At 46.7% G+C, this 15,756-nt stretch carries 14 protein-coding genes, 1 tRNA gene and 1 pseudogene; 10 read left to right on the forward strand and 6 right to left on the reverse strand.

Annotation, left to right across the window (positions count from 1 at the left end):
- Positions 1-10: 10 nt before the first annotated feature.
- The gene (locus LDO37_RS12430; RefSeq protein WP_101112598.1) at positions 11-994 is read right to left on the reverse strand and encodes a thiamine pyrophosphate-dependent dehydrogenase E1 component subunit alpha; all 984 of its coding nucleotides are present in this window, start codon (positions 992-994) and stop codon (positions 11-13) included.
- Entirely contained in the window at positions 987-2,138 is a 1,152-nt protein-coding gene (locus tag LDO37_RS12435; RefSeq protein WP_126607220.1) for an NAD(+)/NADH kinase, read from the reverse strand. The genes LDO37_RS12430 and LDO37_RS12435 overlap by 8 nt, the downstream gene beginning before the upstream one ends.
- A 289-nt stretch (positions 2,139-2,427) precedes the next feature.
- Here LDO37_RS12435 and LDO37_RS12440 point away from each other — a divergent pair, with 289 nt between their 5' ends.
- The 4 genes and pseudogenes from LDO37_RS12440 to LDO37_RS12455 form a co-directional block, all read left to right on the forward strand.
- Positions 2,428-4,353 carry a sigma-54-dependent Fis family transcriptional regulator gene (locus LDO37_RS12440; protein ID WP_126607219.1) on the forward strand — a complete coding sequence of 642 codons (1,926 nt, stop codon included), beginning with the start codon at positions 2,428-2,430 and terminating at the stop codon, positions 4,351-4,353.
- 128 nt (positions 4,354-4,481) lie between these two features.
- Positions 4,482-4,572 (forward strand) — tRNA-Ser (locus tag LDO37_RS12445).
- A 379-nt stretch (positions 4,573-4,951) separates the two neighbouring features.
- Complete coding sequence (locus LDO37_RS12450) at positions 4,952-5,677, forward strand: hypothetical protein (protein WP_126607218.1); 726 nt, start codon at positions 4,952-4,954, stop codon at positions 5,675-5,677.
- 518 nt (positions 5,678-6,195) lie between these two features.
- A pseudogene (locus LDO37_RS12455) lies at positions 6,196-6,930 on the forward strand (NUDIX domain-containing protein); the annotation flags it as partial.
- 493 nt (positions 6,931-7,423) lie between these two features.
- Here LDO37_RS12455 and LDO37_RS12465 read toward each other — a convergent pair.
- Complete coding sequence (locus LDO37_RS12465; RefSeq protein WP_399483226.1) at positions 7,424-8,263, reverse strand: AraC family transcriptional regulator; 840 nt, start codon at positions 8,261-8,263, stop codon at positions 7,424-7,426.
- A 113-nt stretch (positions 8,264-8,376) separates the two neighbouring features.
- On the opposite strand from LDO37_RS12465, the gene LDO37_RS12470 reads away from it, so the two are divergent.
- Both LDO37_RS12470 and LDO37_RS12475 read left to right on the forward strand, forming a co-directional pair.
- A protein-coding gene (locus tag LDO37_RS12470; protein WP_224055501.1) for an IS3 family transposase occupies positions 8,377-9,488 on the forward strand; the annotation gives its coding sequence in 2 pieces (ribosomal slippage) (positions 8,377-8,629 and positions 8,629-9,488; 1,113 coding nt in all).
- A 56-nt stretch (positions 9,489-9,544) separates the two neighbouring features.
- Positions 9,545-10,279: a glutamine amidotransferase-related protein gene (locus LDO37_RS12475; protein WP_126609235.1), complete on the forward strand. Its 735-nt coding sequence runs from the start codon at positions 9,545-9,547 to the stop codon at positions 10,277-10,279.
- A gap of 71 nt (positions 10,280-10,350) precedes the next feature.
- On the opposite strand, the gene LDO37_RS12480 is transcribed toward LDO37_RS12475, so the two are convergent.
- Positions 10,351-11,040 (reverse strand): MOSC domain-containing protein, encoded by a 690-nt coding sequence (locus tag LDO37_RS12480; RefSeq protein ID WP_126609234.1) that lies wholly within the window; start codon positions 11,038-11,040, stop codon positions 10,351-10,353.
- Between the two features lie 37 nt (positions 11,041-11,077).
- Positions 11,078-11,320 carry a hypothetical protein gene (locus LDO37_RS12485; RefSeq protein WP_126609233.1) on the reverse strand — a complete coding sequence of 81 codons (243 nt, stop codon included), beginning with the start codon at positions 11,318-11,320 and terminating at the stop codon, positions 11,078-11,080.
- Between the two features lie 198 nt (positions 11,321-11,518).
- Between LDO37_RS12485 and serC the strand changes: the two genes are divergently transcribed.
- A complete protein-coding gene (serC, locus tag LDO37_RS12490) occupies positions 11,519-12,661 on the forward strand; it encodes a 3-phosphoserine/phosphohydroxythreonine transaminase (protein WP_126607190.1) in 1,143 nt (380 codons plus the stop codon).
- Here the strand turns inward: serC and LDO37_RS12495 are convergent.
- Entirely contained in the window at positions 12,633-13,388 is a 756-nt protein-coding gene (locus LDO37_RS12495) for an IclR family transcriptional regulator (protein WP_126607191.1), read from the reverse strand. The genes serC and LDO37_RS12495 overlap by 29 nt on opposite strands.
- A gap of 329 nt (positions 13,389-13,717) precedes the next feature.
- On the opposite strand from LDO37_RS12495, the gene LDO37_RS12500 reads away from it, so the two are divergent.
- The 3 genes from LDO37_RS12500 (at position 13,718) to LDO37_RS12510 (ending at position 15,198) form a co-directional block, all read left to right on the forward strand.
- Positions 13,718-14,041 carry a hypothetical protein gene (locus LDO37_RS12500; protein WP_126607192.1) on the forward strand — a complete coding sequence of 108 codons (324 nt, stop codon included), beginning with the start codon at positions 13,718-13,720 and terminating at the stop codon, positions 14,039-14,041.
- Between the two features lie 339 nt (positions 14,042-14,380).
- Positions 14,381-14,671: a type II toxin-antitoxin system TacA family antitoxin gene (locus tag LDO37_RS12505; protein ID WP_126607193.1), complete on the forward strand. Its 291-nt coding sequence runs from the start codon at positions 14,381-14,383 to the stop codon at positions 14,669-14,671.
- Positions 14,647-15,198 carry a GNAT family N-acetyltransferase gene (locus LDO37_RS12510; RefSeq protein WP_185829759.1) on the forward strand — a complete coding sequence of 184 codons (552 nt, stop codon included), beginning with the start codon at positions 14,647-14,649 and terminating at the stop codon, positions 15,196-15,198. The genes LDO37_RS12505 and LDO37_RS12510 overlap by 25 nt, the downstream gene beginning before the upstream one ends.
- The last annotated feature ends 558 nt before the right edge of the window (positions 15,199-15,756 follow it).

The raw sequence follows: 15,756 nt of genomic DNA on the forward strand, positions 1-15,756 counted from the left end.
TTGAATTCGATTAGTAGCTCACGTAAACATCGCGATGCAGTGCTTCTGGTGACGGCTCTGGTGCGTCTTTCGCTTGCTGAACTGCATCGTCAATCAGCGCCAATACCTCGCCATCAATGGCAGAAAAATCCCCTTCTTCTGCTAAGCCTGCTTTTAGCACCTGCGCTTTAAATTTCTTGATGCAATCATGATTTTCTCGCAGGTCTTCAACCTCGCCTTTCGCGCGATAGGTCTGCGCGTCCCCTTCAAAGTGCCCGTAAAAACGCACCGTTTTGCATTCCATCAAAGACGGACCATCACCATTTCTGGCTTTCTGAACAATTTCGCCTGCCGCTTCATATACAGCAAAAAAATCAGTGCCATCTACGGTAATGCCCGGTAAACCAAACCCTGTTGCTCGGTCGATGTAAGACTTGGACGCAACCGCCCAATCCACAGCAGTTGATTCGGCGTACCCATTATTCTCAATCACAAAAATTACGGGTAATTCCCACACCGCCGCCAGATTTAAGCTTTCTAAAAACATGCCTTGGTTAGACGCACCATCACCAGTAAAACTGATGCCCACACCGTCGTGCCCCAAATGTTTCGCCGCAAAGCCAGCACCACACACTAAAGGCGAACCTGCCCCCAAGATGCCATTAGCCCCCATCATGCCTTTCGATAGATCAGCAATGTGCATGGAACCGCCCTTGCCTTTACACGCTCCGGTTTCTTTTCCATAGATCTCCGCCATCATGGCGTGCACATCCACCCCTTTGGCAATACAGTGCCCGTGACCACGGTGGGTAGACGCAATCCGGTCTTTGTCGTGAAGATGCATCATGATCCCCACCGCGACCGACTCTTCCCCCGCGTACAAATGCACAAATCCGGGGATATCACCCCGTGAAAAGTCCACGTGTAGGCGTTCCTCAAACTCACGAATGGTTTTCATCATTCGATAAGCGTCGAGCAATTTCTCTTTGCTCAGTGATTCGCTGATACTAGGCATCACATTCTCCTTGTTGATTACATAAAAGCATCCTTGCAGCGCATGCGTTCATGCAGGCTTCTACATTGATGGTAAAAAAAGCATTGGGAATCAGCTCGAGGGTCACATCATCTAGCGCCTCTACGATGTGTTCTCGCTCGCCATCCAGCGCAATCGCAGCGCTGCCATAACGAAGACCGACAGGCTGATTCGGGTTAAGGGTTGAAAGGGTTTGAATCGCAACAGGCAAAAACGCTCCGGGTATCAGAGGCACCATTAGGCGAGAAGTGTTCGTCAGACTAGAAACGTCCGCGTCGCTCGAAAGCTCGACAAACCGCCCACACGGATCCGTACGTTCAACGGGGGCACTCAAGCCAATGATTGAAGAAAGCCCAACTTGCATGGCAGACGCAAAGGTCACGTATACCGCGCGTAGCGTATCCGGTTGCCAAACGGCTTTGCTGCCGACAAACCTATCGGACGTTATCGCCGCATCCACTAACGCAATGTCTTCTATTAGTGCAGTTTTGCCTTCTGCGCCGGAGTCGGCTTTCTCTTGAATGCGAAGCTGTAACAACTTATTGGGCGAAAGCGCTGTCTCTTTCGAGATTTGGCCACTGGCGTACAGCGCTGTGGCTAAGCCAATCAAGCTCGGCTCTATGGTTTCGGGAAAGGCGTTATTGGTGCCCGTGGAATAGCCTGTAATGGGTGTGTTTCTCGCATGTTTAACCACCAGCCGATGCGTACCATCGCCTCCCAACACCACTATTGCGCTAACTTTGTACTCTTCGCACTCACGTGCCGCGCTAATGGTGTCTTGATCGGTTCCGGTTATCGGGGTGGGGAGAAGTTTCAGCTCAGGAAAACCTTGTCGCTCGCCCACTTTTTTAGGCGCAGCCTGTTTGGAACTGGCTTGTTTAGATATGGCTGATTTAGCTAAAGCTGCTTGCCCGCGATTCACCTCTCGCTGCACCATGTCCGATAATCCGGTCTTATCAGGCATCATCCACACCTGATGCACGCCGCCCGCTTTCAAACCGGACAGTATTTTCAATACGATACTCACGCGATCGTTCAGCGTTAGGCTTCCAGAAGCCGCGACCACACGTCTTATGTCTCTTGCGGAGACGGGATTGGCAATCATGCCGACAACACCTTGATTCACAACATCTCTCCTTGATAGCTCCTTTACTAGAGCAAGCAAGATGCCGACTTTGAAATAAATCTATCCAATTGATTTTTATTGAGAATCTTAAAAGCCATTAAGGGAATTCGTAGCACCGCGACAGGATGCTGCAACAGGTGTTGCACGAGAGCGTTTCAAGATTGAGAAACACACAAAACAGCCGATTTCAACGCCGTTCTTAGATGCAAATTAGTGGGGTGAATGCTAGATCTGTATTAATGTACTCAAGCCCTAAGGTGACTGGGGTATGCATCGAAAGGAATCGATCATGAGAAGTTCAGAAGTGAATGCCATTCGCAGTAACACCTTTATCCGCTCTCACATAAAAGAGGTGGAACATGCCGTAAGCGGTAACGAGGTGGAGCGCGACCCTATTATCCTCAATTCGTGGAAACGCTGCGTCGAGACTCACCAGTTAGCGCCAGCCAGCTTAAAAGAAGCCTACATACTGCCCAGCTACGAACTGAAACTTCATCAGGAACGAACCGATCGACTCATTCACACCGCGCGCCATGCCCTAGAAATGCTGTACAAACAGATATCAGGCCAAAATTATGTGCTGCTGCTGACGGATCACGAAGGCGTCACCGTCGATTACATTGGCAACACAACTCAACAAAACGAGCTGAAATCCGCAGGATTGTATTTGGGGTCGTCTTGGTCGGAAGAACGGGCAGGCACCTGTGGCGTAGGATCGTGTATTTATACTGGTCAACCTATTACGGTTCATCAAACCGATCACTTCGATGCCACGCACGGGCAACTTACCTGCAGCGCTTCTCCCATTTATGGTGTAGATGGGCACCTCGCTGCGGTGTTGGACATTTCAGCCTTGCACTCGCCAGAACCCAAAAGCAGCCAATTGTTGTCGTTACAATTGATTCGCAACGTTACCAAGCGCATCGAGATGACCACCCTACTCTCCAGCTTTCGCCATCAATGGGTGCTGAAACTGAGTAAAACCCCCGAGTTTTTAGAACTCGACCCCGATTGCGCCCTCGCGGTGAATGACGACGGACAAATCGTAGGGTTAACCCATTCGGCTTACGGCATATTAATGAAAGGGCATTCCGCCACAGCCAATCCGTTAAACGCCCATCAACTTGGCGGCGTACCATTAGATAGCCTACTGGATTTAGACATCAACGACCTGCCGAAATACTCAAGGCGCTACTGCCCCAATCCGGTTGCCGTGACCACCCAATCCGGTGACTTGCTCTACATTCAGGCAATTGAACCCGTTCCGGTCACACCCAAATCCGTTCCGACAGAACGCCCCATCGCTAAGCCGCTTGAAAGGCTGTTCTTTCGCGACCCGATCATGAAATCGATGGCAGAAAAGGCTTCAACCCTTGCCAATTCTTCTATCTCCATATTGATCTCGGGCGAAACGGGTGCAGGCAAAGAGTACCTCGCCAAAGCGATTCACGATGCATCAAGAGGAAAACGCCCTTTTGTGGCGATCAACTGCGCCGCAATTCCAGAAAGCCTGATTGAAAGCGAGCTGTTCGGCTACACCGCGGGCTCATTTACGGGCGCAGACAGAAAGGGCAAAAAAGGGTTAATCGAACGCGCCAATGGAGGCACGCTGTTTCTGGATGAAATTGGCGACATGCCCCTCGCCTTACAAGCCCGATTGCTGCGCGTGATTGCCGAGAAAGAGGTGACCCCTGTGGGCGGGCACACCCCTGTTCCCGTTACCTTTCGGGTACTGGCGGCATCGCACCAAAACCTTGAAGACTTGGTGAAGCAAGGGCGATTCCGAGAAGATTTGTACTACCGTATTTCCGGTGCCAAATTAGAGATGCCGCCCCTGCGGGTAAGAAAGGACATTAAATGGCTATCGAGCAAGCTTCTATTGGAATACGCCGACCAGCCCGTTCCCATTAGCCAGGGCACCACTCAACTGCTGAACAAGCACCACTGGCCGGGTAACATTCGCGAGCTGAGCAATGTATTGCAGTTTGCGCTGGCGTTTAGCCAAGGGGAGAAGATTCACCCCGAACACCTGCCCGATTCGTTCTCGAAATACCAACAGGACGCACCCACCTTGCCCGTGGATACCCAGCTTGAAACCCTGCTGAATAACCTGAACTGGAACATTACCGCAACGGCCAACTACTTGGGGGTTAACCGAAGCACAGTACACAGACGAATGAAGCGCTGTGGATTGATCCCACCCAACCGGCGATAAAACCCACAAACTGATCACCGCACAACCAGCCAAACTTCTTTTTTGATGGTTTTGACGTTTTTTCAATCAAACAAACCACTTAGGGGTTTACAAGATTTCTAACCCTATATATTATGCGCCTCAACAACGGAGAGATGGCTGAGTGGTTGAAAGCACCGGTCTTGAAAACCGGCATACGTTAATAGCGTATCTAGGGTTCAAATCCCTATCTCTCCGCCACATTCTAAAAAGCCGCTGATTTTTTCAGCGGCTTTTTTCGTTTTTGGAATTCTTGAGTTGTGGTTTTGTTATATCATTTTTGCCCCAAACCTTCTCAGGACTTGTGAACAGAACTCCTCACCAATAAATCAATAGACCAAGTTAATCTAATCCGTACTTTGATCTCTTATGCGGAATTTTCCGTACCTCGCCCCACATAACTATATGCCGATTCACTTAACAGGTTGATACAAGTTGAGTTTCATAATGAATTGTAGCAACACAGACGGAAAGCAAAGACGGAAAAAGCCCGTCTATAAAGCGTTATGTGCAAGTCTCTTTCACTTCCTCAGGGAAACATGTAATATGCAAATGAATAGATAACAGCGTAGGGTATAGCTTGGGGATTGATATTTGTACAGCTCATTCGGTTAGCTTGAATGAAGCTCATGAGCTAAGGTTAGTCACAAGCGTAGAACGCAACCCTGTGATCTCAGATAAAGGCTCACTTACTGTTAAATGTGTTTATAGGCGAACAAAACATGGTGATTTTAAGAGAGACGGTAACCCTTTTATTTATGCTTTGAAGCGTAAGTCACCGTACTCAATAACAAACCGAGAACTTTTTCGCTTTCGCTCTAGTTTTAAAGAAATACTCTCTCAAATGAGTGATGGTCTAGATATAGATTTTGTTGTAGGGATGCCGTCCTCACATAATGTTGTGACTCATTTTGGCAATCGTGTAGCAAGGCAATTAGACGCAGTATATGTAGATGACTATTTTGTAAAACAAACTGTTGGTACTGTGCTGGCAAACTTTAACCTTGGCGCGGTTGAGGCTAGGCACAAGAACATTGTAAAAAGAGTACTGTCTACATACAGGAAGCTTGATCCTTGTGAAGAGGTCTCATTAAAAAAAATTGAGAATAAAGTGCGACACTATTTCGAGCCTGTTGCTCCAAACACTAGCTATGCAGGACCGATTCTAAATGGTAATGTTCTGATTGTAGATGATTTGCTTTCAACTGGAACTACGTTGTTATCATCAGAAAAGTTACTTAGAGTTCAAGGTATTAATGTTCAAGGCTCATTTTGCTTACTTAGTGACCTGACAACTCGAAAGTAGTTGAAGAAACTTTTGATATAGCCTACTATTACGTCAGACCAAGCATACGTCCCTTGGTCTTTAAATATGAGGCATACTTAGTATGTGGACCCGTGCAGCACTTGTTACAGTCAGTTCGTAGGGAACAAATAGTAACATAAGAATGGCAGCGGCTTCTTCAACTTGCGGTTGTAAAATGCTCAATGGGGACCCTTTATGGGGTCCCCTTCCTATATTCGGCTTTTCCAAATTACTGCATTTGCACATAACTGTTTAAGAGTGATTCGCAATGCGTGGCATTTTCACTAGGTGAAGGTATATGTCATGTTTTTTGGCACCTCAACCTTGTGTTACTTTTCCATACATGCACTAATCTGTTACACCCTAATTTAGTAATACGACTAACTCATTTTTGTCCAACTATTGGGGGTCAGTTCAAACTCAGCGGCTTTTTCACCATCCCCTCTAGGATTTCTCACCCATTTCAGGCACTTTATGGCTTATATCAATAATAACGTCTGCCCCAATAAGGAAATTCTTTGGACTTCGAGCTCGATAACTTCAATGGCATCATCCTTTCTGCCGAAACTGTTCCTAATAGCAATGCCGCGTTTGCCAGTGAGCTGCGCGAGGTGCTTAGCTATGCCACAGACAACCGCAAAAACCTGATTTGGTTAACCTTACCCATTGAGCAATCCCACCTTATTGGCGAAGCGACAGCGCAGGGCTTTACCTTTCACAACTGTGAAGAACGCGCCATAACCCTGATTCACAAACCTAAGCCTGATACTTTTGTGCCGTTTATTCCTACTCACACCGTGGGCGCTGGAGCGCTGATTCAAAACGACCAGAAAGAGATTTTGCTGATCAAAGAACACGGCATGAAGGGTTATAAACTGCCCGGTGGGCATGTGGAACTTGGGGAACCCATCGGTGAATCGGTGGTGCGAGAAGTATGGGAAGAAACAGGGGTTACAGCAGAATTTGAGTCCATTTTGGGTATCACCACCAAGCACCCGTTTCAGTTTGGTAAGTCGAATATGTACATCGTCTGCAAACTGACGGCGACGGAAGAAACCATCAACATTCAGGATGTCGATGAAATAGCCGAAGCGAAATGGGTTTCGGTGAACGAGTTTTTGCAAGACGAAATCAACTACCCGTTTAATCGCCAAATGGTCGGCGCACTCCTCAATCAAGATGGGCTGGCATTGGTGGAATTGGCAGGCAATACTGGCAGGCACAAAAAACAAGAGACTTTCTTTGCTCAAACTAGCAGTGCGGCTCATTCACCACTCACGTTGAATTCCGAGCCAGCCTTGAACCTGATGCCTGTTTTGCAACAACTGTTTATCCGTGAAGGCCAAAGTGAGCTGGTTGAGCAGTCCGAAATCAGTGCCGATGCCCTGAACAGCGAGCCATTCCAAAACTGGCTTGAATCCAAGCGTGGTTTCACGAACCAAGATGTGGCGAATACCCGCTGGATAAAAACCTGCACGGGCGGTTACATTACCGAGGTGATGTTCCATGAAAACGGCACATTAGACGAGTTTCGATTGTTCGACCGTTTCCAAACCCAAGGCACATGGCGGCTGGAATATGGGTTATTGGAAGTCAGCATTACCAAGGGCGATAACACCTATCAGTTCACCATTGTCGGTAATCAGGATCACAATGTTCACTCTGCGGTTGAGCACAAAAACGGTGAGCTGCATTCCTACTTGAAGTTTGCTCAGGTGAAATAAGGCGAGGCGAAATAGCGGGCGCTTACTCGGCAAATAGCGGGTCTTCATCTAATACGCGCTTTTTGTATTGATTGGGGGTAATGCCAAACATGCCTTTGAAGGTTTTGATGTAGGAAGAGTCGTTCTCATACCCGATTTGGCTCGCTACTGCTTGGATAGGCAGATCGCTGTCGAGCAGCGCAAGGGAGTGCACCATTCGGATGAGCTGACGCCATAAGGCAAACGACATACTGAATTCGCTGGCGAATAAGCGAGATAAGGTTCTTTCCGACGCGCCAACTTCTTCCCCCCACTCTGCCAGTGTCTGGTTTTGTGCTGGCGCTTCGCTTAAGCGTTCAAATATGGTTTTAAGCCGTCTGTCCCTTGGCAGCATCGTTTTAAACTGAAAGGGCTCTCCTAGGGCAAATTGGTCGTTTAATACCGCAATCAAATTGCGCAGTATGCCGTCCGATTCTGGTTTCTCACAAAAACGCTCTATCTCAAGCAGCAAGTGGCGCAAGAACGGAGAAAGCGACACCGCCTGAACCTCGGTTGGGCATCTTATATCTGACTCGGAATGCTCTGGGTTTAGCTGCGCAGGGTTGAGGTAAATACCAATGAACCGGGTGTCGCTGAGCGCTACCGATTCGTGCTCAACCCCTGCTGGCACAAACAAAATTGAGGTATGAGGAACCAGAAATCGGGCGTGTTTGGTTTGGGTTTGCAGTAAGCCTTTTAGCGGAAAAATTACCTGATGCCAGTCGTGCCCATGCCACGAATCCACGTAACCTTTTTCCATCGAGATGCGTTTGAACAGTGCCACGCTGTGCTGCCGAACCTTTATGACTTGGTTAATGGAAACGTCTTGTCGGGTTGGCGTCATCATGTGTCTGGCTATCCTTATCGGGTTTGGTCTTCCACTGTAATCATCCCCTAAACTAGGGACATTTAGAATTAGAGTTCTTCGGTTTAAACTAAACCAAATGGAGAACACTGATGAAAAAATCACGCTATACAGAAACGCAAATCGTCAAGATTCTGAAAGAAGTTGAGGCTGGCAGGTTGGTCAAAGAGGTCTGCCGAGAGTATGGCATATCAGATGCCACTTACTACAACTGGAAGTCCAAGTACGGCGGCATGGAAGCCTCAGACGTGAAGCGACTGAAGGAGCTTGAGGATGAAAACCGACGCCTGAAGCAAATGTTTGCTGAACTGAGCCTCGACCATAAAATCCTTAAGGATATCGTCGAAAAAAAGCTGTAAAGCCCACGATTCGGCGAGAGTGGGTGGATTACGTCAATAATTGTCACTGTGTGAGTCTGCGTAGGGCTTGTCGTTTAGTCGGCATCAGTGACTCGGTCTATCGGTATCGACCAGATAAGCACCGAGATACCCCTGTGATTGCCGCCTTGCAAGAAGCCGTTGAACGTTATCCTGCATATGGTTTTGGCATGTTATTCAAAGTGCTTAAGCGATGGGGGTATCGCTGGAACCACAAACGAGTGCATCGACTCTACTGCGAACTGAAGTTGAATAAGCGCCGTCGTGGAAAGAAGCGGCTACCAACAAGAGAGCCTGCCCCTCTCTGTGTGCCAGAAACGTTCAATCAATGTTGGTCAATGGATTTCATGAGCGATTCACTGATGTGTGGTAGACGCTTCAGGACGTTCAATGTTATCGATGACTTTAACCGTGAAGTGCTGGCCATTGAAATTGACTTGAATCTTCCCGCTCAAAGAGTTGTTCGCGTGTTGGAACGCATCGTCGCCTGGCGAGGTTATCCGAGTCAGTTACGTATGGATAACGGTCCAGAGTTTATCTCAACGGCTTTAGCTGAATGGGCGGAACAACATGACATACAACTCGAATTCATACAGCCAGGCAAGCCCACACAAAACTCGTTTGTTGAAAGGTTCAACCGGACCTATCGAGATGAAATACTCAACATGTATGTGTTCAGAACGTTAAAAGAGGTACGTGAGCTAACAGAAAACTGGGTTCGAGAATACAACGATGAACGTCCCCACAGCTCGCTGGGTGACCTGACCCCTTGGGAATATCTTGCTAAGTTGAAATTGCCGGAAGACTCTAATTTAGGGTGTCACTAAAAAAGGGATGTTTACACCACCACTAAGATTGTCCTGTAACTTAAAGGAGACAATCTATGAACGTGCATTTTATCATCCACGAATATTTTGAAAGTGAAGGCTACTTCGGAACGTGGGCCAAAGACAACCAATTTACCACCCATTATTCCAAGCTTTACCTTGGCGACGCGCTGCCCGCGAACAGTGACGCGTTCGACTTATTAGTGGTGCTTGGCGGCCCTCAAAAACCCGAAACCACAACTCAAGAATGCGCCCATTTTGATGCCAACAAAGAGCGTTCGCTTATCCTGCACACCATTGAATCGGGCAAGCCTGTGGTAGGCGTATGCTTAGGGGCGCAGTTGATTGGCGAAGCGTTAGGAGCAAAACATAAAACCAGCCCAGAACCCGAAATCGGCAGTTTTCCTATTCAACTCACCCCTGAAGGCATTAAAGACCCATTATTGACTGGCTTTAGCCTAGAAGAACAGGTCGGGCACTGGCATGGCGATATGCCGGGGCTTACCACCAATGCAAAAGTGCTTGCTGCGAGCCAAGGTTGCCCAAGGCAAATTGTTCGCTATGGCGATTTGGTGTATGGGTTTCAATGCCATCTGGAATTTGTGCCGGAGCAATTCGATGCGCTGATTGAAAACAGCCAACAAGATCTGACTACGTTGAAAGGCAAGCCGTTTGTGCAATCCCCAAGCGAGATCAAAGCTATGCCCACTCAACATATGAATGCCTTACTCGGGCAGTTCTTAGATGGGCTTGTCGCCATGTACCAAGCAAAAAAAGCGCAGCGAGGCTGATCCCTCATTAAGCCCATAACAGTAATCCCCTGACACCACAGCAGTGCGAGGCGCCCGCACTTCTGATGATCTTACTTTTGTGCTCCGTAAAGCCGATAGCTCCAGTCTTCGAGTTTTCCGGTTGATAAACGGCGTTCCACCAGCTTTCTCCATGAATCCACCAAAGGAGCATTCAGCAACAACTTAAGCTTTTCCTGCTCCAGACAACCAGTAAAAATCAAGCCCGTGACTCTGGATATCGGCCATTCTGGGAAAGGTCGCTCACATAAATAGATGTCGTCCCCCGCGCCAATATTGCCCTCGCGCAGGATTCGAAAATACCACCCTGTCCATAACGTTTCCTGAAGCAGAAGAGACATATCAGGGCGACCGAAACGGATATTGAGTTTCCAGCAAGGCATTCTTCCCTGAGAAACCTGAACTAAGCATTCACCAATTTGGTAGTTGTCGCCTAAGCAGATGGTGTCTTCATCCAGCCCTTTTGTACTTAAGTTTTCTCCAAATGCCCCAATTTGATGGAACCTAGGCGCATCACCGAGTTTGGCTATCCAGCGTTCGTAATGTTCGCTGGCATAGGCGTGAAGCGCTTTCTCCACACCGCCGTGATAGCGTTTGTCGGCTTGTTCATCGCCAACTAACCCCAGAAGATTCACCCAATGGCGAGTATCCACAGGGTGTTTGTCTATGCCGCTGGTAACACCCTCTGTTATTGAACTGACCTTACCCGTCAGCAGCGATGTGACCGTTCCTACTTTGCGCATGCCCCTTCCCTCCATCCATTCACTGGCGAATACGAAATTACATTGAACCTAACGGCTGATATACCGGATTGATCGCAAGCACCTCAATGCGCGAATTCGCGCTTTTTAAGATTCTTTCTTCACTGTCGGATACGAATACCTGTCGCTCAAACCCGGCTGTCACGGGGAACGCTTCCAGTGCAATTTCGAGCTTTTCCTTACAGGCTGCCTGGCTTAACGCTTCGATGTGAATGGAAAAAAGCGCCGTGTTGTTTTGGGAAATGTCCACGCGATATCTCATTGCTTCTCCTGCTTCTTACCAAAAAGCTGTGTTCTCAAATGGTTGAGCTTACGGTTGAGAATTCTCTTAGTATGTTATTGTCCAATATTTAATATTAGGATATGTTATTCACTAATAGTGTACAACTAACGATTTTAAGAAACGCGTGAACATTTTTTAGCGAATAAGAAACACCAGAAGTTGTGAGGTAGAGGTGAGATGGGAAAGGTATACAGTTTCTCGGCGGGACCGGCGATGCTGCCTAGCGAAGTGCTCTTAAAGGCGCAAAGCGAATTACTGAACTGGCAACAAACGGGTATGTCTGTAATGGAGTTCAGCCACCAAAGTGATGAGTTCGCCATTATCAGGGAAGAAACCGAAGCAAGGCTGCGGGCATTAATGTCGATTCCCGACGACTACCATGTGCTGTTTTCTCACGGTGGTGGCAGTGGCCAGTTCTCGGCGGTGCCGTTGAATTTGATCGACCAGCGAGAAGCAATGAGCCGACAACGCGCCGACTTTCTGGTATACGGGCATTGGGCAAGCGGTGCTTACGAAGAGGCGAAAAAGTTTTGTCTGCCTCGTAAGCTGAATATCGCCTGTACCCGCGAAGGATTGCGCGCCATTTCACCAGAGCAAGACTGGCACATCGACCCGAGCGCCCAGTTTGTCTTTGTTTGCCCGAATGAAACCGTCAATGGTATCGAATATCACGCACTGCCTGAAACGATCGTGCCTATCGTGGCGGATATGTCGTCTTCGATTCTCTCGCGCCCTATCGATGTTTCCCGTTACGGTTTAATCTATGCTGGTACTCAGAAGAACATTGGCCCTTCTGGGTTGGCGATCACTATTGTCAGAAAGGATTTAATCCGAGCGGATCGCCACAACATTCCTAAAATTCTGGATTATCGCCGTCAGGTAGAGCAGCTTTCGATGGCAAATACGCCGCCTACGTTTGCGTGGTATTTATGTGGAGAAGTACTGAAGTGGGTGGAACAACAAGGTGGCGTGTCAGCACTTTTCTTACGAAATCAGGAAAAAGCCAGCGCCTTATACCGATGTATTGATGAATCCGACTTGTACATCAATGACATTCACCCAGATTACCGCTCAATCATGAACGTGACGTTTCGGATTACCTGCCCCAAAACGGAACAACGGTTTTTAGATCGCGCTCATCAGGCAGGACTGAAAGGATTGAAGGGGCATAAAGTGACCGGAGGCATTCGCGCCTCCATCTATAACGCGATGCCTTATGAAGGTGTGGAGGCGTTAATCCATTTTATGAAAGCCTTCGAAATAGAGCATTCGCAGCGTTTGCACTCCGCCGTTAGTTCGGTAAATAGCCCAACTGCTTAGAGATGTCTCGCGCTGCATTGCTGATCAAATCTAGGCTGCTTTGTTCTACGGTTTCAGAGCTGTCAAAACCGATAAGGATTAGGCTGGCTGCAATTTGCCCGACGGCGTCAAAAATAGGAGCCGCCGCCGCTTTGGCACCGGGGATCACAGGGTTTACCTCTTCTCGAACCGAGACAAAATCGGCTTTAATCTGCTCGCAGCTTTCGGTAAAAGCTTGCCAATGCTGTGAATTGTCGCCCAGCTCTTTCTTAGCGAGAACTTCATACGCCGATGTCGGCAGGTTAGCCGCGAAACATCGCCCTACCGCGCTGCTAGTGACAGGGGCGTAAAAGCCGATTTTGAAATTCACCGACACAGGTGAAGGGTGGTCGAAAAAACGAACAATCATTGGGCCGTGGGGTGTCCAAACCGCCAGTGCCGCCGCTTGCTGGCTGCTTTGCCTTAATGCATGAAGAAACGGTTCACAGGTTTGAATGATGTCGGTTCTGCCAAGGATTTTTGCGCCCAGTTCCAGCAACTTAGAGCCATGAAGGTAATTCCCTGCATCGTCTTGCACCACTACGCCAACTCTTAGCAAGCTCGCCAGATATTTGTGCAGCTTGCTTTTCGACATGTCCAGTTGCGCTGCGGCATCGCTCAGCGAAATGGCGTGTTTTTGATCGGCAAAAAAATCAATGATGTCGAACGCTTGCTCAACGGACTGAATGCCTTGGTTTTTCTTTTCCATAGTGTGTCTTCTGGGCGTACTCGAAAAAATCGATTAGCGCGGGATCTGGTCGCGACTGAATGTTGCTTATACTACCGCGAGATACTCAATTGTACAGAGATGAACAAGCGAACATGGGCTCGGAAAAGGCATTAAAAAAGGCGAGTTAGATAGATGTATTTCATTGTTATGATTGAGTCAGTCGAAGTGTATGCGACGTATCACATACTAAATTGGGTGATAAATGTCCGAGAATACTTTGCGAGCGTGAATGATGATTTAGCTATCGATATTTTTGATGCATTGATATTTTTTGACCTTTCATAACATAGAGTCAGTAGCATGTGACAATGTTAAAGAACCCTTCTTCTAGGCTTAAACTTCTTTTCATTACCTTCGCAATGGCATTTATCCTTGGCTTGAAAACTGACTTCGATGCGCAATGGATATTGATGTTGGGAGCGTCTGTCTTTGCTTATAGATTGATAAGATCAAATTGCGCAATCAAACGTAAGTTAAGTGGTGTGCTACTGGTGATTTTTGGGTGTGGCTTGGTTTACACCCTTGATAAAGGCGCAATGCTTTTTAGTGTTTTCATCCTGCTTTGGGTAAGCAATAACAATGATTCTAAAGATGAATCAGGAAGCCAAAACAAGTCCCCATTAGAAGATTAGTAACCTATTAGACCATATAAATAAAGCCACGCGATTGAGTGGTTGTTGTCATACTTTTGCACTTTGTATTTGCTAAATATCACCGGTAATTAACCGTACAAAAACATGTTGACTTCCTTGATATCATGGTTAAGATTCTTTGTACGGTTATATACCGGACATATGTGAGGAATATACTAGATATATACCGAGCCTATGTTAGAGGTATACCTGTGTTAAACACCAACACGATGAAAAACATTTTTATTAATTTTCAATAAGTTAAGACTTCAACCATTAAGAAGGAATACCCATTGCATTTAATAGCCATAGAGTTTGATAGTGAACGGGGAGGAAATCATGACAGCAATTAAGAAAGAGAGAGTTGAGTTTCGAATTTCTGAGAATGAGAAATCTTCTTTAGAAACAGCCGCAGAACTATCAAACACAACAGTAAGTAAGTTTGTGTCTGAGTCTGCAGTAGTAAGAGCTAGAGAGGTTATCGAAGAACATAAGAGACTACAAATTAGGTCAAGTCAGTGGGATGAGGTTATGGATGCTCTACATAATCCAGCCGAACCAACAGACTTGATGAGAGAAATTATCGATATGTCTTTGGAGGAAACGTGGCAGGTACAAGTCAAACGTTAGAGATGGAGAGGTACGACCCTCAAAATAATTATGACTTCTCAAAATTTGATTGTGGAACAGAGAGTTTTAACTCTTTTCTTACAAAACGAATGGACAAGGAGTATGAGCGCAAAATCTGCATTCCTCACCTCTGTTTTTACAGAGATGAGAGCGATGTGAAAGTTGTAGTGGGTTACTACACACTGGGTAGTAACTCATTTGAAAGGTCTCACCTTTCTGCCAATGAACGTAAGAAAATGACGTATAGTTCGGTTCCTTGCATCTTATTGAGCAAGATTGCCGTCTGTAAATCAATTCAGGGAACAGGATGCGGAAAGAGACTACTAGGTCATGCGATAAGAACAGCCTATGTGTCATCATTAGATGTCGCGGTATACGCCTTGTTCTTGCAGTCACGTGATGACAAATTAGATTTTTACAAGAAAGCGGGTATGATTCAATCAAAAGTACAACCAAATATGTTTATATACCCGCTAAAGCAGTACGAAAATGATCTAAAAAGACGTGCAGAAAAAAGACTCAAATAAAAAAATTAACACGTTTTAAAAACTCTTATGAATTCAAACAATAAAGCCGCCTTTATGTGCGGATTTGTTGCTAATTGGCTAAAGCTATCTTCAAAATAATCATTAATGTTCATTAAAATTTCATGTCCTTGAATCACTCCATACACTTCATAACAGGTATGTATTCCAGCGCTGCATCCATCATTACTTTCTTGCACTGCCTGTAAGCCTCTTTCTGTCTGTGTGTTTAAATTGAGCGTTTCATGTAGTTACGCTTGCTGACCACGTAGCACGTATTACAATGCCACCATGTTCGATAGATTCATAAGGCTCTAAGGTATGTGGCAAACGCGCAAATAAGTCAGGTTCGTTAAGAACGCGCATCCAAAAAACGTCCCCACGCTTTACGCCCAATCTCGTCACGCAGTTTCAAAACTTACCTATCTTTATGAATCCCACAGAACGCCAATAAATTGAATTGTCAGGTATGTAAATGTGGAGCTTAAAACAAGTCTTTGCCTTAGTGATAAACCGTCGTCCAGTGTTGGTGTCGTAGTTAGATTTACTCATTCAGGTAAT

This window comes from Vibrio penaeicida (genome assembly GCF_019977755.1).
Taxonomy (GTDB): domain Bacteria; phylum Pseudomonadota; class Gammaproteobacteria; order Enterobacterales; family Vibrionaceae; genus Vibrio; species Vibrio penaeicida.

Excerpts from the sequence above, each read along its gene's own strand:
- LDO37_RS12485 (WP_126609233.1), bottom strand. The coding sequence starts at position 11,320 with ATGAGATATCGCGTGGACATTTCCCAAAACAACACGGCGCTTTTTTCC.
- LDO37_RS12495 (WP_126607191.1), bottom strand. The coding sequence starts at position 13,388 with ATGGAAAAGAAAAACCAAGGCATTCAGTCCGTTGAGCAAGCGTTCGAC.
- serC (WP_126607190.1), top strand. The coding sequence starts at position 11,519 with ATGGGAAAGGTATACAGTTTCTCGGCGGGACCGGCGATGCTGCCTAGC.
- LDO37_RS12465 (WP_399483226.1), bottom strand. The coding sequence starts at position 8,263 with ATGACGCCAACCCGACAAGACGTTTCCATTAACCAAGTCATAAAGGTT.
- LDO37_RS12430 (WP_101112598.1), bottom strand. The coding sequence starts at position 994 with ATGCCTAGTATCAGCGAATCACTGAGCAAAGAGAAATTGCTCGACGCT.
- LDO37_RS12505 (WP_126607193.1), top strand. The coding sequence starts at position 14,381 with ATGACAGCAATTAAGAAAGAGAGAGTTGAGTTTCGAATTTCTGAGAAT.
- LDO37_RS12480 (WP_126609234.1), bottom strand. The coding sequence starts at position 11,040 with ATGCGCAAAGTAGGAACGGTCACATCGCTGCTGACGGGTAAGGTCAGT.
- LDO37_RS12440 (WP_126607219.1), top strand. The coding sequence starts at position 2,428 with ATGAGAAGTTCAGAAGTGAATGCCATTCGCAGTAACACCTTTATCCGC.
- LDO37_RS12500 (WP_126607192.1), top strand. The coding sequence starts at position 13,718 with ATGTTAAAGAACCCTTCTTCTAGGCTTAAACTTCTTTTCATTACCTTC.
- LDO37_RS12475 (WP_126609235.1), top strand. The coding sequence starts at position 9,545 with ATGAACGTGCATTTTATCATCCACGAATATTTTGAAAGTGAAGGCTAC.